A 21587-nucleotide genomic window follows, 5' to 3' on the forward strand; every position below is an offset into this window, starting at 1 on the left:
GCCGGGCAGAGACGGAAGCGCCCGCTCCGACGGAAGTCGGGGCGGGCGCTTCGGCGTACCAGGGGGTGGTTGGGTCAGGGGGCGATGTAGGTGACGGTGATCTGCTGGTAGCCGAGGGAGCGGAGCAGACCCTCCAGCATCTTGCGGGTGTTCTCCTCGGCCCGGGCCGAGAGCCCGCTGTCCCGGGCGGCGGCGGTGATCCGGTCCTCGGCGAGCTGGTAGACCTGCTGCTGCCGGTTGGGGTCGTTGCCGACCAGGTCACCGAGTCGGTTGAGCAGACCGCGCTCCTCGGCGAAGACGTAGCTCTTCTCCATGTCGAGGTTGGTCTCGCCGAGCTGCGGTGCGGGCAGCTTGATCTCGACGGACTTGCCGTCGGCGGACTGGACGACGGCGCCCTCACCGATCTTGGTGAAGTCGACGTACGCCTCGACGCTGCCGGCACCGACGAACAGGGTGCGCTCGTTGAGCAGGAAGTCCGGAACGTTGCGCCTGTCGTTCTGCGTGTCGACCACGACCTGGAAGTTGCCTTCCGCGGCCACGTAGCGACTGAGGTCCTGGATCGACTTGAGCAGCGGTGGCTGACTGCGGTCGGTCTGCTCCTTGGCGAACGGGTTACGGAAGTCCGGCAGAATGCCGACCGCCTGAATGCCGAGCAGCACGACCACGGCCAGCGCGGCGGCACCGAGCAGCAGGAGCAGCCCTCGCGCCGCCCCACCGCCACCGCCACCGCCGGGGCCGTCGCCACCGCTCGTCGGACCACCAGGCCCACCGGGGCCGCCAGGGCCACCGGGACCCGCAGGACCACCGGGACCCGCAGGACCACCGGGACCCGCTGGCCCATCGGGCGTATCCGCGGTCCACTCGGGTGTCGTGGTCGACCGCGCCTTGAGATCGTCACCGGTCGGGTAACCGGGGAACTCCCTCGTGGGCTCGTTGCTGCCAGCGTCGCGGGCCATCACGCTCACCGTCCTCGTCAGACACGTCGTCTGTCAATGACGGTACGGCCCCGATACGACAGCCGCGCGGCGAGCGCCAGGAAGCGACAAAAGGGCAGGTCAGGCGAATGCGGAGAGCCCGGTGAGCCGCTGCCCGATGACCAGTTGGTGGATTTCGGAGGTGCCCTCGTACGTCAGCACACTCTCCAGGTTGTTGGCGTGCCGCATCACCGGGTACTCACCGGAGACGCCGTTGGCGCCGAGGATGGTGCGGCACTGCCGGGCGATGGCCAGCGCCTCCCGCACGTTGTTCAGTTTGCCCACGCTGACCTGCTCGGGCCGCATCCGGTGGGCGTCCGCGAGCCGGCCCAGGTGCAGGGCGAGCAACTGCCCCTTCACCAACTCGACGGCCATGTCGGCGAGCTTCGCCTGGGTGAGCTGGAAACCGGCCAGTGCGCGACCGAACTGGGTGCGGGTGGTGGCGTACGCCAGTGTGGTTTCCAGGCAGTCGCGGGCCGCGCCGACCGCACCCCAGACGATGCCGTACCGGGCCTCGGTGAGGCAGCTCAGCGGCGCCTTGAGCCCGACCGCCTCGGGCAGTTGGGCGTCGGCCGGTAGCCGGACGTCGTCGAGCACGATCTCGCCGGTCACCGACGCGCGCAGCGACATCTTGCGGCGGATCTCCCGGGCCGTGACGCCGGGTGTGTCCATCGGTACGGCGAAACCCCGCACACCCTCGTCGGTGCGCGCCCAGATCACCGCGACGTCCGCGATCGGGGCGTTGGTGATCCACATCTTCCCGCCGGTGAGCACCCAGTCGTCGCCGTCGCGGCGGGCGCGGGTGGCCATCGAGGCGGGGTCGGAGCCGTGGTCCGGCTCGGTCAGGCCGAAGCAACCGATCGCCGCACCGGTGGCCATCGACGGCAGCCAGCGTTGTTTCTGCTCCTCGCTGCCGTAGCGCCAGATGGCGTACATGGCGAGCGATCCCTGCACGGAGACCAGGGAGCGCAGGCCGGAGTCGCCGGCTTCCAGCTCCTGGCAGGCCAGCCCGTAGGCGACCGCGGAGGCGCCGGCGCAGCCGTAGCCGGTGAGGTGCATGCCGAGCAGGCCGAGCTTGCCGAACTCGCGGGCCAGCTCCCGCGCGGGCACCCGGCCGTCCTCGTACCAGTCGGCGACGTGGGGCCGCACCCGGTCGTCGACGAGCTGGCGGACGACGTCGCGGATCTGCCGCTCCTCCTCGCTGAGCGACGGGTCCAGGTCGAGGAGGTCCAGCGCAGCGGTCATGGACGCCACCCTAACGAAGGTTCAGTGCGCGAAAGAAGGGCTCGTCACTCGATGGGCCCGGAGAGCACCAGCACCCGCGCGTGGATCTGGTTGCGCTGCTGGAGGGCGGCGCGCAGCGCCCGGTGCAGCCCGTCCTCCAGGTAGAGCCCGCCGTTCCACTGCACGACGTGCGGGAAGAGGTCACCGTAGAAGGTGGAATCCTCGGCGAGGAGCTTGTCCAGCGCCAACTCGCGCTTGGTGGTGATCATCTGATCCAGGCGCAGTGGCCGCGGCGGGATCTCCGCCCACTGCTTGAGCGTCAGATTGTGCTCCGGATAGGGACGCCCGTCCCGGACCGCTCTGAAGATCACGACGGCACGCTCCCCTCCCCGTGGCCGGGCCGACCGACGGCGCCGAGCCGGGCCGCGGCGGGCACCGCGCGGCGCGGCACCGATGACCGTGCCAGCCTAGCCGCCCAGCGCACGCTGCGTTCTGCTCCCTGATGTCAGTTTCGCCATCGCTCGTCCGATTCTCAACCGGACGAACGGGGCGTCGGCATCAGTTCCACCGGCCGCGGCGCACGACCTCGTCCAGCGGACGACGCCCACGGCGCAACGATGGTGACCGATGGTCGGCCGCCCGGTAACCGATTGTGACCGCACCGATGGGTTGGTACTCCACCGGCACGCCGAACGCGTCCCGGTAGGTGTCGATCCGCTGGGGCGGAATGCCGAAGAAGCACGCCCCCAGCCCCTCGTCCACGGCGGTGAGCAGCATCAGCAACGCGGCGAAGCCGGCGTCCACGTGCCAGTACGGCACCGACCACCGATCCGTGGACTGGTCCGTCCAGCCCTTGTCCGGCTCCGCGTACCGCCGCAGATAGGCCGACTCGTTGGCGTGCGGCACCACGATCAGGGGTGCTCGGCGCATACCGGCGAGCCACCGCTCCCGTCCACCGCCGTCGGGGGTGGTGGCGGCCCAGAACCGTTCCCGGTCGGCCGGCTCCTCCAACACCAGGAAGCCCCAGCCCTGGGCGAAGCCGGCCGACGGCGCGCGGACCGCGTGGTCGAGCAGCCGGTCCACCACGTCGGGCGGGACCTGGCGGTCCGGGTCGTAGTTGCGCACCATCCGCCGACGGCGGACGACCTCGGCGAACTCCATCAGGCGCCGGGGCGGATGCCCCAGGCACCTCGCCAGGTCGTGCCGGGCTTGAGCGTGAGCAGATCCCTACCCGACCGGAACGCGTCCGGTGGGCAGGTCATCGGCTCGACCGCCACCGACCGGCGGTGCCGCTCGCCGATGAGGGCATCCCCGGTGAACACCTGCCACCAGCCGAACTCGGCATCCGCCCAGATGCGCACCCCGGCCGAACCGTCCGGCGCGGCGAGGCTCACCGACGAGCCCCCGTCGGCGTCCCGGATCACGTCGCCGAAGCAGGAGTCCAGCACCGCGGCGCCGATCCGGCGGGGGCTGGTCCAGTCGTACTCGGTGCCGGACACCGGGGTCACCCCCACCGGCAGCAGTCGACCGTCCACCAGCACCCGGCTCCGGGTGGGCAGCCGCAACACCAGGTCGTCCACCGCGACGCCCGGCAGTTGCAGGTACGGGTGCACGGAGAAGCCGAACGGCGCCAACTCCTCGCCGGTGTTCGTCACCTCGTGCTCGGCGCGCAAACCGTCCGCGTCGACGCTCCACCGGCTGCGCAGCCGCAGCGGCCACGGGTAGCCGAGCTGCGGTGGCAGGTCGTAGCCGACCGTCACGGCGTCCGCCGACTGCTCCAGCAACTGCCACGGCACCCAGTTGACCAGCCCGTGGATGGCCACGTGCCGATCCGGCTCGGTCAGTGCGAGCTGGTGCGTCCGCCCGCCGAACGGGTAGCGACCATCGCGGATCCGGTTCGGCCAGGGCGCCAGCACCTGCCCGGTGCTGCCGGGGCAGACCTCGTCGGTCCGGTACCCGTCGACCAGGTCGACACCGTCGTGCCGGTACGTCCGGAGCCCACCGCCGACCTCCACGATGACGGCCTCGTGGCCGGCGGCGGAGATGGTCCACTGGGCGCCGGAGAACGGGCGCGGATCGGGGCTTTCCATGCCGGCGACCCTAACCGGTCAGGTCCGGTCCTCGCTCGACGCCGTCGCGGCCCGGTAGCGCAGCAGCGCCGGGAACGCGACCGCGAGCACCACCACGAGCACCGCGGAGGCGAGCCCACCTGCCACCCAGGCCACCCCGCCGCCGAAGCCGGCGGCCATGGTGCCGGCGCGCAGGTCGCCCAGGCGGGGGCCGCCCGCCACCACGACCGTGTTGACGCCCTGGAGTCGGCCGCGCATCCGGTCCGGTGCGTAGACCAGCAGCATCGACTGGCGCAGCACGGCGCTGATCAGGTCGGCGGCGCCGGCCACGGCGAGCAGCACGACCATCAGCCAGAGCTGGTGGGCCAGCCCCGCCGCGGCGATCGCCAGACCCCAGCCGACCACCGCGAGCACCAGACCGAGCCCCTGCCGGCGAAGCCGGCCGATCCAGCCGGAGGTCAGCCCACCGATCATCGAGCCGATCGCGATGGCGCTGTAGAGCAGGCCGACCGCGCCACCGCCGCCGAACCGCTCGTGCGCGATCTCCGGGAAGAGCGCCCGTGGCATGGCGAGGATCATCGCGATCAGGTCCACCGCGAAGGACAGCAGCAGTACGGGGGTGGTGGCCAGGTAGCGGAACCCGTCGACGACGCTGGACAGGCCGGCACGCCGGGCCTGACCGTCGGCGGTGGGCTCGGGCGGGAGCGAGGGCAGCCGCAGCGCGGCCCAGAGCATCGCGGTGAACAGCACCGCGTCCAGCCCGTACGCGATCGGCAGGACCACAGTGGTGTCCGGCGAGGCGGCGAGGATCAGGCCGGCGGCGAGCGGGCCGGCGACCGAGGCGGCGGTGAAGGTCGTGTAGTTCAGGGTGGTCGCGGACGCCACCAGGTCTTCCGGCACCAGCCGGGGCAGCATGGCGCTGCGGGCCGGCGAGCTGATCGCGAAGGCCACCGACTGCACCGCCATCAACACCAACAGCAGCACCGGGCTGCCCACGTTCAGCAGTGCCTGGACCAGCAGACCGAGGGTGGATGCCCAGAGCAACAATGAGCCGCCGAGCAACACCACACGCCGATCGCGGGCGTCGGCGACCGCGCCGCCCCAGAGCCCGAAGATCAGCAACGGTACGAAGGCAGCCACTCCCAGCAGGCCCACCCAGAACGAGTCGCGGGTCAGGGCGTACATCTCCACTGGTACCGCGACGGCGGTGAACTGGAAGCCGAACATCGCCACGGTGTTGCCGAGCCAGAGCCGGCGGTACGCCGGAACCCGCAGCGGACGCACGTCGATCGCCCACCGGCGCGCTGCGCGCGGCCGGGTCTCCCGCACACCCGTCACGGCGCCAACCGTTCGACGGTCCAGCCACCCTCGTCGAGGCGACGGAAGCGGAGCCGGTCGTGCAGCCGGCCGGCCCGACCCTGCCAGAACTCCACCGACTCGGGTTGGACCCGCAGCCCGCCCCAGTGCGTCGGGGTCGGGATCTCGGCCTGGTCGGCGAACCGCTCGGCCGCCTCCTGGTACCGCTCCTCGAGCACCGCCCGGCCCGACACCACCTGGGACTGCGGGCTGGCCCAGGCGCCCAACTGGGAGCCGCGCGGCCGGCTGGCGAAGTACGCCTCGCTCGTCGCCCGGTCGACGTGCGCGACCCGCCCGGCGACGACCACCTGGCGTTGCATGGGAAACCACGGAAAGACCAGGCTGGCGTACGGGTTGGCGGTCGCCTCGACGCCCTTGCGCGACAGGTGGTTGGTGAAGAAGACGAAGCCCTCCGGGTCGTACCCCTTCAGCAGCACCGTCCGCCCGCTCGGCCGGCCGGCCGAGTCGGCGGTGCCCACCACCATGGCGTTCGGTTCGGGCAGCCCGAAGGCCACCGCGTCGGCGAACCACCTGTCGAACTGGGTGTGCCAGTCGACGGCCAGGTCAGCCTCGGTCAGGCCCAGGTCCGCGGCGTACTCGTTACGCATCGCGGCCGGGGCGGGTGTGTCACCCGTCACGTCCCCACTCCTTTTCGAGGGCCCGGTCAGCACCCTCCCGCGCTGGCCAGCCCACCCTGCCCAGTCTCACTGAGCCAGGCGGAGAATGCGCGTCCGGGGATGTCGCGTGCAGCACAGTCGCAGCGGGTCGCGTATCCCTTACTCAGCAGGCAGTATGTTCCGAACACATCCCTGAGGGTCGCCTAAGGCGCTCGGCCGATCGGGCCGGATGAGCGATCGGGCGCACCGACCAGATCCAGGAGAGCGACATGGCCGATTTCAAACCCGGGCTGGAGGGCGTCGTCGCCTTCGAGACCGAGATCGCCGAACCTGACCGTGAGGGCGGCGCGCTGCGCTATCGCGGAGTCGACATCGAGGATCTGATCGGCCAGGTGTCGTTCGGCAACGTGTGGGCACTACTTGTCGACGGCCGTTTCGGGCCGGGCCTGCCGCCGGCGGAGCCGTTCCCGGTGCCGGTGCACTCCGGTGACATCCGCGTCGACGTGCAGTCCGCGGTGGCCATGCTGGCCCCGTACTGGGGTCTCAGCCAACTGCTGGACATCTCCGACGAGCGGGCCCGCGAGGATCTCGCCCGGGTGTCGGTGACCGCGCTCTCCTTCGTCGCCCAGTCCGCTCGCGGCCTCGGCCTGCCGGCGGTGCCGCAGAAGGAGATCGACAAGGCGCAGACCATCGTCGAGCGGTTCATGAAGCGCTGGCGCGGCGAGCCCGACCCGCGGCACGTCAAGGCCGTCGACGCGTACTTCATCTCGGCCGCCGAGCACGGCCTGAACGCGTCCACCTTCACCGCTCGCATCGTCGCCTCCACCGGGGCGGACGCGGCGGCCTGCATCTCGTCGGGCATCGGCGCCCTCTCCGGCCCGCTGCACGGCGGTGCCCCGTCCCGGGTGCTCAGCATGCTGGAGGCGGTGGAGCGCAGCGGCGACGCGGAGGGCTACGTCAAGGGCGTCCTCGACCGCGGCGAGCGGTTGATGGGCTTCGGCCACCGCGTCTACCGTGCCGAGGACCCGCGCGCCCGAGTGCTCCGGCGCACGGCCAAGGAGCTGGGCGCGCCGCGCTTCGAGATCGCCGAGGCGCTGGAGAAGGCCGCCCTCGCCGAGCTTCAGGCCCGCCGACCGGACCGGGTGCTGGCCACAAACGTGGAGTTCTGGTCGGCCGTCGTGCTGGACTTCGCCGAGGTGCCGGCGCACATGTTCACCTCGATGTTCACCTGCGCCCGGATGGGCGGCTGGAGCGCGCACATCCTGGAGCAGAAGCGCCTTCAGCGGTTGGTCCGCCCGTCCGCCCGCTACATGGGCCCGGAGGCCCGCAAGCCGTCCGAGGTCGAGGGCTGGGCGGCCATCCCGCACGGCGTCTGAGCTGGTAGGAAAGGGCCCCTCCCCGACGCCGCGCGTCAGCGAGGGGCCCTTTCGACGCCGCGCGTCGGGGAGGGGCCCTTTCGACGCCGCGCGTCGAAGAAGGGTCGTTGTCGACGGCTGCCGGAGCCGACTGTGGCGAAGGACTCAGACCGACCGCCGGGACCCCGCCCATCGCGGTCCGGGGCGGGTGCGAGGATGAGGGCCGGCAGTGTCGCCGGGCCCGCCCTCGCCCTTGCGGAAGGATCTTCAAGACCGTGGCTGACGCACCGATCATCCGGATTCCCGATGAGATCAAGCCCGCCGACGGACGCTTCGGCTGCGGCCCGTCCAAGGTTCGCCCGGCGGCGGTGTCCGCCCTCGCCGAGGTCGCGACCACCTACCTCGGCACCTCCCACCGGCAGAAGACGGTCCGTGACCAGGTGGCCCGGCTGCGCTCCGGCATCGCCGAGTTCTTCTCGCTGCCCGAGGGCTACGAGGTGGTGATCGGCAACGGCGGCACCACCGCGTTCTGGGAGGTCGCCACCTTCGGCCTGATTCGCGACCGGGCCCAGTTCGCCAGCTTCGGCGAGTTCGGCGCCAAGTTCGCCAAGTCGGTCAAGGACGCCCCGTTCCTGGGTGAGCCGACCGTCCGCAAGGCCGACGCGGGCAGTGCTCCGGCCCTGGTCGCCGAGTCCGGCGTGGACGCGTACGCGACGCCGCAGAACGAGACTTCGACAGGTGTGGCCGTCCCGATCAGCCGGGTGGCCGGGGCCGACGAGGGCGCGCTGCTGCTTGTCGACGCGACCTCCGGCGCGGGTGGCCTGGACGTCAACGTCGGCGAGACCGACGTCTACTACTTCGCTCCGCAGAAGTGCTTCGGCTCCGACGGCGGTCTCTGGCTGGCCCTGATGTCCCCGGCCGCACTTGACCGGGCCGCCGAGATCAAGGCGTCCGGGCGCTACATCCCCGCCTTCCTCGACCTGGTCACCGCGATCGACAACTCGCGGCTGGAGCAGACCTACAACACCCCGGCGCTGGCCACCATCTTCCTGGCCGCCGAGCAGACCGACTGGATGAACGCGCAGGGCGGCCTGGCCTGGGCGTCGAAGCGCACCGCCGAGAGCGCCGCCGCGGTCTACGGCTGGGCGGAGCGGTCCAGTGTGGCCACCCCGTTCGTCACCGACCCGTCGCTGCGCTCCAACGTGGTCGCCACCATCGACTTCGCCGACGGGGTGGACGCCACGGCGATCGCCAAGGCGCTGCGCGCCAACGGCATCGTGGACACTGAGCCCTACCGCAAGCTCGGTCGCAACCAGCTGCGGGTGGCGCTGTTCCCGGCCGTCGAGCCGACCGATGTCGAGGCGCTCACCGCGTCCATCGACTACGTGGTCGAGCGACTCTGACCTTCGTCACGGTCGGTGTCCGTCGGGGCCTCCACGGACACCGACCGTGATCATCGCCGCAGCTCAGTCACGACATGCGGGGTGTCGCTTCCCCCACCCTTGGGCAGATGCGCGTACGGTGGTCCGAGACGCCTGGGTGGCCGACTCGTGGCGTGCGGCCAGCGAAGCGGGACGGAGGCAACGCTATGCGCCCAGTACGCTTCGTCGCCCTCTCCGAGGACGGCCAGGCCCTGGTGCTCGCCGACGAGGTGGGGCGACTCCTCGCCCTGCCGATCGACGAACGCATCGCCGGCGTGATGCACCCCGAGCCGGGTGCCCCGCCGCTCGCGGTGGCACCGACCACTGCCGACCCGATTCCCTCACTGTCTCCTCGGGACATCCAGGCCCGCATCCGCTCTGGTGAGTCCGCGGAGGATGTCGCCCGGATCGCCGGGGTGCCGGTCGACCGGGTGCTGCGCTACGCCGGCCCGGTGTTGCAGGAGCGGGCGATGCTCGCCCAGCACGCCCGCCGCACCCGCCTCAAGGGCGCGGAGAAGCCCACCCCGCTCGCCGAGGTGGTCAACGGCCGGCTGAGCCAGCACGGCATCGACACTGAGAAGATCTCCTGGGACGCCTACCGGCGCGACGACGGCACGTGGCGGATCATCGCCACCTGGCCGTCCGGCAAGGCCACCGCGCAGGCCATCTGGGACATGGACAAGGCCCGGCAGGTGGTCACGCCGCACGACGACATGGCGCAGTACCTGTGTGCCGAGCGGCCCACGCCGATCCTCGGCCAGGAGCCGGCACCGGAACGGACCGGGCACGGCCTCCCGGGTCCGTCGCGTGGCGAGCCGAGCCGTGGTGGGCACGGGTTGCCGGCGGCGTCCGAGCACCCGCGCCCCGGCCGCGATCCGATCCGGGCTGGCCGCGACGCGCTGCTCGCCTCCCTGGACCGCCCGCTCGGCGGGTCGTCGGGTCGTGGCCTTGAGCCGCGTACCCCGGCTGCTCTTGCCGGTTCGGACGCGCCTCGGCAGCGGCCGGTCGGCGGGGGTGCCGCCGCGCTGCTCGGCGGCGGTCAGGGGTCGGCCTTCGACGACGACTCGGACGCGCCCAAGGAGGTGCCGGCCGTGCCGTCGCTGGCGGTGCTGCGGCCCCGTCGGACGGCCGCCGCGGCGGCCTCCGGTGAGTCCACCGACGCCAACGGCAAGCCCCGCAAGCGGCTGCCGAGCTGGGACGACGTGCTCTTCGGCAGCGGCCCGGCCGCCCGCGAATCGTCCTGACGCTTCGCGTTGACGGGTGACCCTGCGCCACCCGTCAACGCGAGTGTTCGTCCCTCACCGAGCGTCTCCAGCGCCTTCGCGGCGAGGGGCCGCGACCCCGCGTACGGCCTCGGCGACGGCCCGGAAGTCCTTCTTGAGGATCGCGCCGTGGTTGCTCGCGACCTTCGCGCCGATGGTGATGTTCGGGTTGCGGGCGGTCACCGCGTCGAGGCTGGCACGGATCTGCTCCTGCTCGTCCCCGCGACTGCCGAGGGACGTCCCGGAGGCGACCACGTACCGCACCGGGACGGTGATGGCGTCCAGCACCGGGCCCAGTTCGCGCTCGCGGGAGAGCTCGCCGAGCTCGATGTTGCTGTCCGCCATCTGGTCGGCATTCATCCGTGGGGTCAGGCCGGTCGGGCGCAGCAGCGGCATGAACAGGTTCATCCGTCGGAACATCTTGCGGATCCGCTGCGCCATGGCCTCGTCGAGCCAGTCGTGCGGGAAGGCACCGTCGACCAGGACCGCGCCCAGGGTGCGCTCCGGGTTCCGGTTGGCCCAGTGCGCCCCGACCACCGCACCGTAGGACCAGCCCACAAACACCGCCTGGTGTACGCCCCGAGCGGCGAGAACGGCGTCGACGTCCCGGACGGCGGCCTCGAACGAGTAGTCGGCTGAGCGCTTCGACTTCCTGCCGCGAGCCCGCTCGTCGTAGGTGATGTGCCGGAACCCGGCGCCCAGGTCGGCGATGACCCGCCGCCAGTAGCCCTGGGTGGCGAACTGGCCGTTGAGGTACACCACGGGGATGCCGGGCCCGCCGGTGTCGGTGACGGCCAGGGCCGTGTCGTCGACCGACACCAGGCCGGTCCACGTCGAGTTGGTCGAGGACATGCTGTTGTTCGTCATCTCGATCCGTCCTTTTCAGAGGCTGCGGGCGTTGATGTCGCCCTGCGGGGTGCTGGCGTGGATGTCGAGCTCGGCGGTGCCGTCGTTCTTGAGGGCGTTGCTGACACGGCCGTGGCCGGTGCCGGCGTCCAGGACGGCCGAGACGCCGGCCGCCGCCGCGACCGAGATGTCGCCGGACTGGGTACGGAGGACGACAGTGCCGCGCAGCGCCTCGGCGACCCTGATGTCACCCCGGGCGGTGCTGATCTCGGCGGGGCCGCTGAGCCGGCCGACCTCGACGTCGCCGTCGATCGCGGTGAGGCGGACACTCGCGGCCTCGTCAATCTTGATCTCCCGGTACGCCCCGTCGAAGGCGACGTCGCCGAGGCGGCCGACGCACCGAAGCTCGGCGCTGGCGGCCCTGGCATCGACGTGGGAGCCGGCAGGCACCCGCACGGTGACCTCCAGCGAGCCGGAGGGGCCGAAGAGCTTGTTGAGGGGACGTGCGGTCGTGATTCGCAGGACGCCGTCGGCGTAGGCGACAGTGGTCTGCTCGGCGGCCTTGGTGTCGCTGCTCTTGGCGGGGTCGGCCGGGAGGATCTCGACGATGGTGTCGGTGCGGTCCGCGGCGATGAGCTGGATGCGCCCGGCAGGAATGTCCAGGACGGCGGAGATGGGGGCGGGTGTGTCGAACGTCTGCATCGTGCTCTCCCAGGTTGGTGCTTGTTACTGATGTGGGAAACGCTACGTTGCTTTCCAGTTTCTGCAACCGCCCTGTTGCAGTTAGATGGTGTTTTAGCTGCTCAAGCTCACGGAATTGTTGCAACGACCCCGAATCTAATGCAACGTTGGCCCCATCGCCGTTGCATTGGGATGCGGGTTAACGCTATGGTGGCGGAGTCCGGGACCGCCGCTCCACGGGACCACGAGAGGGAGATCGCGATGCCGGGAGGCAGGCTCAGCCAGCAGGAACGCCAGCAGATCGCGCTGGGGCTGGCCGACAGCCTCCCCTACGCCGAGATCGCCCGACGCCTCGCCCGCCCCACCTCGACGGTCACCCGCGAGGTGATGCGCAATGGCGGCCCGACCGGCTACCGGGCCGATCTGGCCCAGCACGCGACCGAGCACCGCGCCCACCGGCGCAAGCCCGCCCCTCCCCGTGGCGCCGAGGCAGCCCCCCGACAACACGGACGCGATGCCCAGGCCGTGGCCGACTACGAGCAGGCGTTCACCACAGTCCTCATGGCCTCCGGTCTGAACAAGATGGGGGCCCGAGTGTTGACCAGCCTGTTCCTCACCGACTCGGGCAGTCTCACCGCGTCCGAACTCGCCCAGCGCCTCCAGGTCAGCCCGGCGTCGATCTCCAAGGCGATCACCTTCCTCGAGAGCCAGAGCCTGGTCCGCCGCGAACGCGACGAACGCCGCCGCGACCGCTACGTCATCGACGACGAGCTCTTCTACCAGGCGACGATCGCCAGCGCGCGGGCCAACGACCATCTCGTCGCGACCGCACGCCAGGGCGTCGCCCTGCTCGGCGCGCACACCCCCGCCGCCGCCCGGCTGGAGAACATCGCCCGCTTCCTCGACTTCATCAGCGAGAGCATCACCCGCGCCGCCGAACAGGCCCGCGCGGTGCTCCACACCAGATCCCAAGCGGCCACATCGGGCATCGCGCAGCCGGCACCGGATCGGTCATAGCCGATCGGCCGCGCTCAGCGGTGTCGCTGTCGGTGCCCGGCCCGGGCCGCCGGAAGGGCCAGCCCGGCGGCGTGCAGCACGCCCTCCACCCGGACCCGCTCGATCTCCTGATCGACGCCCTCCAACTCGGCGAGGTGCTCGGTGACGCCGAGGGCGCGGCAGGCGAGGCGAAGCCGGTCGTCGTACGCCTGGAGCAGCGCGCTGTGCCAGACCATCGATCGACCGGCGCCGCCGACCCGCTGACCGCCGAGACGACGCAGGTCCGCGGCGAGCTGCTCCAGTGGCCGACGGTCAGCGCGGTCGAACTCGCTGAGGTCGATGTCGCGGGTCAGCGCGTCGGCCTCGATGGCCCGGTCGAGACGGGCGATCGTGCGCTTCTCCCGTCGGCGGTCACGCCACTCGGACCACCCGCAGACGACCCGGTCGAGGATCTCGTCGTAGCAGAAGATCAGGGCGAATGCCGCCGGCAGACTGGCCACGGCGAGGAACGCCAGGGCCAGCATCAGCGCGCGTCCGACTCCCACGTATCGACGCTAAGCCCCACCGTGCCACCCCGCCAGCGGTTTGGCCGCATCCGCGCGATCCTCGCAACGGGACGCGGCCAGCTACGCCCAAACCTCAGCAGTCGGTCGAGGTGACATAGAAACGGGGCATCGGCAGCACCCGGAACCGCAGCCGGGCACCGGAGTGGCGAAGCTGCCAGGTGAGGGCGATCAGCGCGGCGGCCAGCGAGATCAGCCCACCCATCCAGATGCTGGCACCGGCACCGAAGTGCTCCGCGACCCAGCCGATCAACGGCGCGCCGACCGGGTTGGTGCCCAGGAACACCAACACCCACAGGGCCATCACCCGCCCCCGGAAGGCCGCGTCCACGCCCAACTGGACCCGCTGGTTGGCGGCCTGGGCGAAGAACACCATGAAGAAGCCGGTCGGCACCAGCAGTGCCACGACCAGCCAGTACGTCGAGGCGAGACCGACCAGGGTGCCGAAGCTGGCGCAGGCGATCGCCGCGCCGAGCACCAGCCAGACCGACGGCCGGCTCCGCCGACCGGTGCCGCTGAGCGCGCCGCCGAGCGCGCCCACGGCCAGCGCCGTGCTGAACAGGCCGAAGGAGGCGGCACCGGTGTGGAAGACCGTCTTCGCCAGCGCGGCCAGGGTCAGCTGGAAGTTGAACAGCGACATGCCGATCACCGACATGACCGCCATCGGCAGCAGCAGGTCGGGGCGGCGCGAGACGTACCGCAGCCCGTCGACGACCCGGGCGGACGCCCGCTCGTCGCGCGGCAGCAGGGCGTCGCGGTGCAGGTCGGCCGTCCGCATTCGGACCACGTTGACCAGGGGCGCGATGGAGCTGACAGCGGTGAAGAGGAAGACCGGGCCCACGTCGAACGCGGCGATGGCCAGGCCGGCGACGGCCGGGCCGACGATCCGGGCGGAGTTGAACACGGCGGCGTTCAGTGACAGCGCGTTGGGCAGCAGCGGCGTGCCGACAAGCTCGGAGACGAACGCCTGCCGGACCGGGGTCTCCACGGCGTTGGCCGTACCGAGCAACGCGGCGAAGGCGAAGACGTGCCAGAGCTGCACCAGGTCGGTGATGACCAGCAGCGACATGCCGAGCGCCAGCAGGCTCCAGAAGGCGTTGGCGGCGAAGAGCAGCACCCGCTTGTCGTACCGGTCGGCGAGCCGGCCGGAGAGCAGGGTGAGCAGGAGCACCGGGGTGAACTGGCAGGCGGTGACCACGCCGAGCGCGGTGGCCGAGTTGTTGGAGAGCTCGAGGACGAGCCAGTCCTGGGCGATGAACATCATCCAGACGCCGACCAACTTGATCAGCTGCCCGGATGCGAAAAGGCGGTAGTTGCGGACCTGTAGGGACTGGAACATCGTGCTCAGCTTCGCCTGCACTCTTGGTGCGCCTCCTCCGGACGTACGCGTCATCGACAGGTGACGGCACGGACCCGGTGGCGCGAATGCGGCTCAGGCGCGAGCGAGCTGCTGAAGAATCTGGGCGGCCCTCTGCAGGGTCTCCCGTTCGTCCTCGTCGAGTGCGGCCAGCCGATGGGCCAGCCACTCGTCGCGGGCCCGCTCGAACTGGTCGAGCACGGCCTGCCCTCCTTCGGTCGCCGCGAGGATGACCTGCCGCCCGTCGGTCGGATGGGGTGTCCGCCGCACGAGGCCGCGGTCCTCCAACTTCCCGACGATCTTGGTCATCGTCGGCGGCTGCACCCGCTCCACGTCGGCCAGCTCCCGGGGTGTCATCGCGCCCGCCAGCCGCAGGCTGGTGAGCGCGGAGACCTGGGTGACCGTGAGGTCGCCGACCGGTCGGGCCTGTCGGACCCGCCGGTTGAGTCGGGTGATCGCATCACGCAGCTGGGGAGCCAGCTGCGCCGGTGGCACGCGTTCCGCCGTCACCGTCCGCTCCGTCACAGTAGTTAGCTTAACTAATGAGCATGGCTAACGACATCCGTTATGACCAGCCTCACGAGGGGATTCAGATGGTACGGGCGGGGAATCCCCGATCGACTCCCCGCCCGGACGTGCCTCAGAGCACCACTGACTCGATCGGCCCACGCAGGAAGTACAGCACGAACAACACGGCCACCCCGTACAGCAACGGGTGGATCTCCCGGGCCTTGCCCCGCGCCAGCTTGACCACCACGAACGTGATCAGACCGGCGCCGATCCCATTGGAGATCGAGTAGGTGAACGGCATCAGCACGATGGTGAGGAACGCCGGAATGGCGATCTCGTAGTCGGACCAGTCGATCGTCCGCACCGCGGTCATCATCAGGAAACCGACCACCACCAGGGCCGTCGACGCCGCCTCGAACGGCACGATCACGACCAGCGGCGCCAGGAACATCGCCAGCAGGAAGAGCACGCCGGTGACCAGGCTGGCCACGCCGGTCCGGGCACCCTCCCCGACACCCGCGGCACTCTCGATGTACGACGTGTTGCTGGAGGTGCTGGCCGCACCACCGGCCGCCGCCGCGATCGAGTCGACTAGCAGGATCTCCTTGGCCTTCGGCGGGGTGCCCCGCTCGTCGAGCAGGCCGCCCTCCTGACCGACCGCCACCATCGTGCCCATGGTGTCGAAGAAGTCCGTGATCAACAGGGTGAAGACGAACATCAGCACGACCACCCAGCCGGCCCGTCCCCACGAGTCGAGCACGTTGAACTTGCCGAGCAGCGACAGGTCCGGCACGTCCACCACCGTCTTGGGCAGCTCCGGCACGTTCAGTGCCCAACCCTTCGGGTTGGGTTTCCCGTCGACGAACGACGGGCCGATGTTGGCGATCGCCTCGACGATCACCGCCAGCACGGTGGAGGTCAGGATCCCGATCAGGATCGCACCCTTGACCCGGCGGACCACCAGCACCAGCGTGAGCAGCAGACCCACCACGAAGACCAGCAGCGGCCAGCTCACCAGCTTGCCGCCGATGCCCAGGCCGACCGGCACCGTGGTGTTCGCGACGTCCGGGATCCGCCTGACGAAACCGGCGTCGACCAGGCCGATGATGGTCAGGAAGAGGCCGATGCCGACGCCGATCGCCGTCTTCATCTGCGTCGGCACCGCGCGGAACACCGCGGTCCGCAGGCCGGTGAGCACCAGCACGGCGATGATCACACCCTCGATCACCACCAGGCCCATCGCGTCGGCCCAGGTCATCTCGGGGGCGATCTCGTACGCCACAAGCGCGTTGACGCCCAGACCGGCGGCGAGCGCCAGCGGGAACCGGCCGACCACACCCATCAGGATGGTCATCAGGCCAGCGACCAGCGCAGTCGCGGCAGCCAGCGCGGGAATCGGGAGGCTCTTGCCGTCACCATCGACGGCGCCGCCGAGGATCAGCGGGTTGAGCACCACGATGTACGCCATCGTGAAGAAGGTCGCCAGACCACCGCGTACCTCACGGCTCAACGTCGAGCCACGGGCAGAAATCTCGAAGAACCGGTCGAAACCGTTGCGCGGATGAGCGGGATTGGGAGGTGTGCCGTTCTCGGGCGGCGCTACTGCCATCAGGTCCTCGCAGGTGATCTTCAGGTTGTCGCGCGCATCGTCCCAGATCGTCGGCGGGCAGGGGAAGTAGATCCCGTACGCTTGCCGGATGCCGAACGAGCAGCCACCGCGGCCCGCGCCACTGGATCCGCCGATGGTGCCGTTCGCCCTCGCCGGGTTGATCGCGTGGGCGGTGGCCGGCCTGGTCCTACTGATCTTCTTCCGGGGTTGGTTGACCGACAACGATCACCAGAACTGGCTCTGGACCTGCCTCGCCGGTTTCCTCTGGGGCTTTCCGGGTCTCGCCGTGATGATGCGACACGACGCCAACCGACGCCGCCGCCGCGCGCGTTGACCTGGCCACCGCGCCGGAGCACTCCGGCGCGGACGATCAGGAGTGCCCGTACGGCTCCGCCGGCTCAGCGGCCTCCACCGAGCCCGAGGCCCGGCTGACCGACATGGCCTCCACGGCGCTGTCGTCGTACACCGTTGGCAGTTCCTCGACCGCGGTGTCGGCCGCCTCGATCAACGTCTCGGAGTGAGCGCCGCAACCGTGATCGGCGCTCACCACCCGGCCGTCGTCGGGAGCGTAGAAGTTGCCACACGCCCCGAATGCCTGCCGCATCGCACCGGCCAACGGCAGGTAGAAGCCGCAGGTGCCGCAGCGGGCAGCGGTCGGAGCGGCGGTCGAGATGGCCGCGGCGGGGCCGTGGTCACCCTCGTACCAGCGCTGCGCCGTGTCGATGCGGCCCTCCCGGGAGAGCACGCGGGCGCGCCCGAGGCCCAACTCCCACGCCGTCTCCTCGACCGCGGGGTCGTCGGAGAGCAGGTAACCGGGGACCAGTCGATCGTCGTCGGGGGAGGTCGGGAGCAGGTCGCCCGGGCCCAGATCGCCCGGCTTGAGACGCTCCTGCCAGGGCAGCCAGCCGGGCGCGAGCAGCGCGTCCGGGCCGGGCAACAACACCGTCTCGCAGATGGTCACAGTCTTGCTGCGTGGCACCCGGGTGACGGTGACCGCCCAGCGCCAGCCGCGGTAACCGGCGAGGAGGCACTCGAAGTAATGGGTGACCAGCCGATCACCCTCGGCCACAACCTGCAGGTGGTCGCCGACGTCATCGGCGTCGACCTCGGTGATGCCGGCGCGGGCCACCTCGACGGCGGCGGCGCAGACCTGGTCGAGACGGGCGGCACGGGTGGAGACGGGCCTGGTCACCTCACCATTGTTCCCCATGCGCCTCGCAGGGGTGACAGGGACTCCCGGGGAACCTTTCCCAGCGGTGGTGCGGCGTACCCGGATCGGATGGGCGAGGATGGTGCACATGCCGTCGTACTCCCGCTCCGGGCGATCCGTCCTCGGTCGGACCGTCGGCACCGGCATTCGCGCCGTCCGTCTGCTGTTGCGCGGTTCGGTGGGCAGCGGCCGCTGGGTGACCCGCCGGGCCGGTCGGGCCCGCGCCCGGGGCGCCGGCGGCGAGGTCGGCATGGTTCGCCTGTTCGACCTGCACGCGCTCTCCTGCGCCGGGGACACTCTGATCGCCATTGGTCTGGCCGGCACCATCTTCTTCAACGTGCCGCTCGGCGAGGCCCGCAGCAAGGTCGCGCTCTACCTGCTGGTGACCATGGTGCCGTTCGCGATGCTCGCCCCGGTGGTGGGTCCGCTGCTGGATCACTTCCGGCACGGCCGGCGGTACGCCCTGGCCGCGACGATGCTCGGCCGCGCCTTCCTGGCCTGGTTGATCTCCGACTACATCCACGGCTTCGGGCTCTATCCGGCCGCGTTCGGGGTGCTCGCGCTCTCCCGGGCGTACGGCGTGGCCCGCTCCGCGGCGGTGCCCCGGTTGTTGCCGGAGGGCCTCGGCCTGTCCCAGGTGGGTGCCCGGGCCAGCGTCTACGGCACGGTCGCGGGCGCGCTGGTGGCGCCGATCGGTTTGGCCGCGTTCTGGTTCGGGCCGCAGTGGCCGCTACGGGTCGCGTCGGTGATCTTCCTGGTCGGCATGGTGATCTCGTTGCGGCTGCCACCGAAGGCCGACTCGGAGCCACCGGAGCGGGTCCCCCGGCCACTACGCGCGCTGGGCCGTCGCCGTGGTGATCGACCCCTGGGCCGGGGCCGACCGTCCGGCCGGCTGGTGATCGCCACCCTGATCGGCGCGGCGACGCTCCGCGCGCTCTACGGCTTCCTGCTGCTCTTCCTCGCCTTCGCGATCAAGAAGGGCGACCTGACCACCGTGGTGTTCGGCCGGGATCTGGGCGCCGAGTGGGCGTTGGGCGTGGTCGGCGGCGCGCTCGCGGTCGGCACCTTCCTGGCCACCGCCATCGGCACCCGACTGCGCATCCATCGGCCGACCGCCATCCAGTCCAGCAGCATGATCATCGTGGCCGGGGTGGCGGTGCTCGCCGTCATCCAGTTCTCGCTGGTGATGGTCGCCCTGCTCTGCCTGGTCGCCGCCATGGTCAGCGGGATCGCGAAGCTGGCCGTGGACGCCTCGATCCAGGAGCGCATCCCGGAACGGTTGCGGGCCAGTTCCTTCGCCCACTCCGAGACGGTGCTGATGCTCGCCTTCGTCGCCGGCGGCGGGCTCGGGCTGGTGCCGTTCGATGGTCGGATGGGCATCGCCGTCGCCGCCGGGGTCGGCGTACTGGCCGCGATCCGGGGTGTGCTGGCCGCCGCCCGGCTGCGCGGCGAGAAGCTGGCCGGCCGACCGCTCGGCGACGACGAACTGGCCGAGGCCGAGCTGGCGGACGAGCCCGGCGACCCCGCACCCACGTCACCGGCGCCGGCCCAGACCAGCTCCCCGCAGTACGACGACCCGAGCCTCGCCCCGCCGGGCTACCACATCTACCGCCCGTCGTCGGCGGTTGGCGGCCCGGGTGGCGGGGCCGACGACGAAACCCGCCGCGAGTCCCCCGGCTCACTCTCGTGACCGGTCTGCTGGTGGTGACCGCGGTACCCGCCGAGGCGGAAGCGGTCCGCACCGGTCTGACCGACCGCACCGTGACCGTCAGCCCGATCGGTGTGGGCCCGGCCGTCGCCGGCGCCGCCACCGCCCGGCTGCTGGCGCTGGCCGAGGCCGCCGGCCGCCCGTACCGTGCGGTGGTCAGCGCCGGTGTGGCCGGCGGCTTCACCGGGCGGGCCGAGGTCGGCGACACGGTGCTCGGCACCGCCAGCATCGCCGCCGACCTGGGCGCCGAGTCGCCCGACGGTTTCATCCCCGTCGACGAGCTGGGCATGCCGCTCGCGCTGCTCGTCGCCGGCAGCAGAATGCCGGCGGACCCGGGCCTGCTGGCGGCGCTGCGGGCCGCCCTCCCGACGGCCACGGCCGGCCCGGTGCTCACGGTCAGCACCGTCACCGGCACCACCACCAGCACCGACGAGCTGCGCCGGAGGCATCCGGAAGCAGTCGCCGAAGCCATGGAGGGGTACGGCGTGGCGGTCGCCGCGGCGCAGGCCGGGGTGCCCTTCGCCGAGCTACGCACCATCTCCAACCCGATCGGCCCCCGCGACCGGGACGCCTGGCGGCTGCGGGAGGCCCTCGCCGCCCTGACCAAAGCGGCTCGGGCGCTGAGCTGAGCCCGTCGGCTCACTGGGGTCGAGGAGGGCGGACGTCGAGGGTCAGGGCCGACGGCCTCCCCGCCCGCAGCTCGAACCCACAGGCGAGCAGGAACTCGACGTGGCCCGCCTCGGCTATCGCGTGGGTGGTCCGGATGCCGGCCACCGCCATCTCCCTGACCAGTAGACCGATCAGCTGACGCGCGATGCCTAGGGTCCGCAGGCCGGGAACAACGACAACACCCTCCAACACCAGCTCACGTCGGTCGCCCCAGTCCTCGCCGAGGAGGAGGTCGAGGCTCCGCTCGTGGGCCCTCAACTCACCGACCGGCCCAGCCCCGGGCACCTCGGCGAGGAAGCGCCACGACGTCGCCGGCAGCCCTTCGGACGCCCGCCGAAACACCACCTGGGCGCGTGTCCGGTCACGTAACCGCCGCTCGTCACGCCGTGCTCGGTCGAGGTCGTAGGTCAGCTCCGGAACGCGCACCGGCCACGACCGCTGCGGCAAGGTGTAGGAGTGCACCCACCAGGCACCCGGCCAGTCCTTGAGGGTCAGCACTCGACGGACGTCGAGGTGCGCTGGGTAACGGCGACCGGCCTCGTCCCGTGGCTCGTCCCGTGGCTCGTCCCGTGGCTCGTCCAGCGGGGCCGGTGAGGTGTCGGCCGGGGGATCGCCGGGCAGTCTGAGGACGAGCTCACCACCGGCCGCCCCGACCAGCCGCTCCACCGTCCGGAACGCCGGCCCGGCGCCCTGCCCCGCCTCGATCCGAGCCACCGTGCTCTTCGGAACCCCGGACCGCTCGGCCAACTGCCGCTGGCTCAGATCGGCACGTCGACGAAGATCCCGCAGGGCCGCCCCCACGTCGATCCCACTCCTGCCGGCAGTCATCCATAAATGGTTTTCCGCGCCGGTCCGGCCGTCAACAGCGCTCCGTCCACCTGTGGAAAACCCTGTGGATAACGTCGCCGGCGCTGTGCACACCTCTTGGTCGGTGCCTGTAGAGCTGCCCCGGGAATGGGGCAGATCGGAATGCCCCTGATGCAACGATCACCACCGGCGGAGCGCCGGCACCGCCCCACCGGCACCGCCTCCCAGGGGCCGGCACCGCCCCACCGGCACCGCCCCACCGGCACCGCCCCACCGGCACCGCCCCACCGGACCGCCGGCACGGGGACCGCCGACACCGCCGACACCCCCGACACCGCCGGCACCGCCGGCAC

Annotated in this window: 22 protein-coding genes; 7 read left to right on the forward strand and 15 right to left on the reverse strand. The window is 71.4% G+C overall.

Going from position 1 to position 21587, the window contains the following annotated elements:
- Positions 1–74: 74 nt before the first annotated feature.
- The 7 genes from ACLQ3B_RS07935 to pdxH all read right to left on the reverse strand — a co-directional run bounded on the left by ACLQ3B_RS07935 (position 75) and on the right by pdxH (position 6231).
- Positions 75–956, reverse strand: a complete 882-nt coding sequence (locus ACLQ3B_RS07935) for a DUF4230 domain-containing protein (RefSeq protein ID WP_425778744.1) — start codon at positions 954–956, stop codon at positions 75–77.
- Between the two features lie 99 nt (positions 957–1055).
- A complete protein-coding gene (locus ACLQ3B_RS07940) occupies positions 1056–2219 on the reverse strand; it encodes an acyl-CoA dehydrogenase family protein (RefSeq protein ID WP_425778746.1) in 1164 nt (387 codons plus the stop codon).
- 44 nt (positions 2220–2263) lie between these two features.
- A complete protein-coding gene (locus ACLQ3B_RS07945; RefSeq protein ID WP_091395231.1) occupies positions 2264–2569 on the reverse strand; it encodes a type II toxin-antitoxin system VapB family antitoxin in 306 nt (101 codons plus the stop codon).
- A gap of 187 nt (positions 2570–2756) precedes the next feature.
- A complete protein-coding gene (locus ACLQ3B_RS07950) occupies positions 2757–3359 on the reverse strand; it encodes a nitroreductase family protein (protein WP_425778749.1) in 603 nt (200 codons plus the stop codon).
- A complete protein-coding gene (locus ACLQ3B_RS07955) occupies positions 3359–4288 on the reverse strand; it encodes an aldose 1-epimerase family protein (RefSeq protein ID WP_425778751.1) in 930 nt (309 codons plus the stop codon). The genes ACLQ3B_RS07950 and ACLQ3B_RS07955 overlap by 1 nt, the downstream gene beginning before the upstream one ends.
- Before the next feature lie 18 nt (positions 4289–4306).
- Entirely contained in the window at positions 4307–5605 is a 1299-nt protein-coding gene (locus ACLQ3B_RS07960) for an MFS transporter (protein ID WP_425778753.1), read from the reverse strand.
- Positions 5602–6231, reverse strand: a complete 630-nt coding sequence (pdxH, locus tag ACLQ3B_RS07965) for a pyridoxamine 5'-phosphate oxidase (protein WP_425779827.1) — start codon at positions 6229–6231, stop codon at positions 5602–5604. Before pdxH ends, ACLQ3B_RS07960 begins: the two co-directional genes overlap by 4 nt.
- A 278-nt stretch (positions 6232–6509) precedes the next feature.
- Between pdxH and ACLQ3B_RS07970 the strand changes: the two genes are divergently transcribed.
- The 3 genes from ACLQ3B_RS07970 to sepH all read left to right on the forward strand — a co-directional run bounded on the left by ACLQ3B_RS07970 (position 6510) and on the right by sepH (position 10260).
- Positions 6510–7616 carry a citrate synthase 2 gene (locus ACLQ3B_RS07970; RefSeq protein ID WP_425778755.1) on the forward strand — a complete coding sequence of 369 codons (1107 nt, stop codon included), beginning with the start codon at positions 6510–6512 and terminating at the stop codon, positions 7614–7616.
- A gap of 254 nt (positions 7617–7870) precedes the next feature.
- Complete coding sequence (serC, locus tag ACLQ3B_RS07975; RefSeq protein ID WP_425778757.1) at positions 7871–8998, forward strand: phosphoserine transaminase; 1128 nt, start codon at positions 7871–7873, stop codon at positions 8996–8998.
- A 185-nt stretch (positions 8999–9183) separates the two neighbouring features.
- Positions 9184–10260: a septation protein SepH gene (sepH, locus tag ACLQ3B_RS07980; protein ID WP_358096329.1), complete on the forward strand. Its 1077-nt coding sequence runs from the start codon at positions 9184–9186 to the stop codon at positions 10258–10260.
- A gap of 54 nt (positions 10261–10314) precedes the next feature.
- Here sepH and ACLQ3B_RS07985 read toward each other — a convergent pair whose 3' ends face one another.
- Positions 10315–11145, reverse strand: a complete 831-nt coding sequence (locus tag ACLQ3B_RS07985) for an alpha/beta fold hydrolase (protein ID WP_425778759.1) — start codon at positions 11143–11145, stop codon at positions 10315–10317.
- A gap of 15 nt (positions 11146–11160) precedes the next feature.
- Complete coding sequence (locus ACLQ3B_RS07990; RefSeq protein ID WP_425778761.1) at positions 11161–11826, reverse strand: DUF4097 family beta strand repeat-containing protein; 666 nt, start codon at positions 11824–11826, stop codon at positions 11161–11163.
- A gap of 240 nt (positions 11827–12066) precedes the next feature.
- Between ACLQ3B_RS07990 and ACLQ3B_RS07995 the strand changes: the two genes are divergently transcribed.
- Positions 12067–12822: a helix-turn-helix domain-containing protein gene (locus tag ACLQ3B_RS07995; RefSeq protein WP_425778763.1), complete on the forward strand. Its 756-nt coding sequence runs from the start codon at positions 12067–12069 to the stop codon at positions 12820–12822.
- Positions 12823–12836: 14 nt separating this feature from the next.
- On the opposite strand, the gene ACLQ3B_RS08000 is transcribed toward ACLQ3B_RS07995, so the two are convergent.
- From ACLQ3B_RS08000 to ACLQ3B_RS08015, 4 genes are all read right to left on the reverse strand, one after another.
- The gene (locus ACLQ3B_RS08000; RefSeq protein ID WP_425778765.1) at positions 12837–13346 is read right to left on the reverse strand and encodes a hypothetical protein; all 510 of its coding nucleotides are present in this window, start codon (positions 13344–13346) and stop codon (positions 12837–12839) included.
- Between the two features lie 94 nt (positions 13347–13440).
- Entirely contained in the window at positions 13441–14724 is a 1284-nt protein-coding gene (locus tag ACLQ3B_RS08005; protein WP_425778767.1) for an MFS transporter, read from the reverse strand.
- Positions 14725–14796: 72 nt separating this feature from the next.
- Positions 14797–15246 (reverse strand): MarR family winged helix-turn-helix transcriptional regulator, encoded by a 450-nt coding sequence (locus ACLQ3B_RS08010; protein ID WP_425778769.1) that lies wholly within the window; start codon positions 15244–15246, stop codon positions 14797–14799.
- Positions 15247–15361: 115 nt separating this feature from the next.
- Positions 15362–16840: an NCS2 family permease gene (locus ACLQ3B_RS08015; RefSeq protein ID WP_425778771.1), complete on the reverse strand. Its 1479-nt coding sequence runs from the start codon at positions 16838–16840 to the stop codon at positions 15362–15364.
- Positions 16841–16928: 88 nt separating this feature from the next.
- Between ACLQ3B_RS08015 and ACLQ3B_RS08020 the strand changes: the two genes are divergently transcribed.
- Positions 16929–17174, forward strand: coding sequence for a DUF2530 domain-containing protein (locus tag ACLQ3B_RS08020; RefSeq protein ID WP_425778773.1), 246 nt, complete (start codon positions 16929–16931; stop codon positions 17172–17174).
- Positions 17175–17210: 36 nt separating this feature from the next.
- On the opposite strand, the gene ACLQ3B_RS08025 is transcribed toward ACLQ3B_RS08020, so the two are convergent.
- The gene (locus ACLQ3B_RS08025; RefSeq protein ID WP_425778775.1) at positions 17211–18050 is read right to left on the reverse strand and encodes a DUF3027 domain-containing protein; all 840 of its coding nucleotides are present in this window, start codon (positions 18048–18050) and stop codon (positions 17211–17213) included.
- An 88-nt stretch (positions 18051–18138) separates the two neighbouring features.
- Here ACLQ3B_RS08025 and ACLQ3B_RS08030 point away from each other — a divergent pair, with 88 nt between their 5' ends.
- The gene (locus tag ACLQ3B_RS08030; protein ID WP_425778777.1) at positions 18139–19740 is read left to right on the forward strand and encodes an MFS transporter; all 1602 of its coding nucleotides are present in this window, start codon (positions 18139–18141) and stop codon (positions 19738–19740) included.
- Positions 19737–20387 (forward strand): futalosine hydrolase, encoded by a 651-nt coding sequence (locus tag ACLQ3B_RS08035; protein ID WP_425778778.1) that lies wholly within the window; start codon positions 19737–19739, stop codon positions 20385–20387. The genes ACLQ3B_RS08030 and ACLQ3B_RS08035 overlap by 4 nt, the downstream gene beginning before the upstream one ends.
- Positions 20388–20397: 10 nt before the next feature.
- Here the strand turns inward: ACLQ3B_RS08035 and ACLQ3B_RS08040 are convergent, their stop codons facing one another.
- On the reverse strand, positions 20398–21255 hold the full coding sequence (locus ACLQ3B_RS08040; RefSeq protein WP_425778780.1) for a helix-turn-helix domain-containing protein: 858 nt from the start codon (positions 21253–21255) through the stop codon (positions 20398–20400).
- Positions 21256–21587 lie beyond the last annotated feature (332 nt).

It is taken from the genome of Micromonospora sp. DT53, assembly GCF_049841535.1.
GTDB lineage: Bacteria > Actinomycetota > Actinomycetes > Mycobacteriales > Micromonosporaceae > Micromonospora.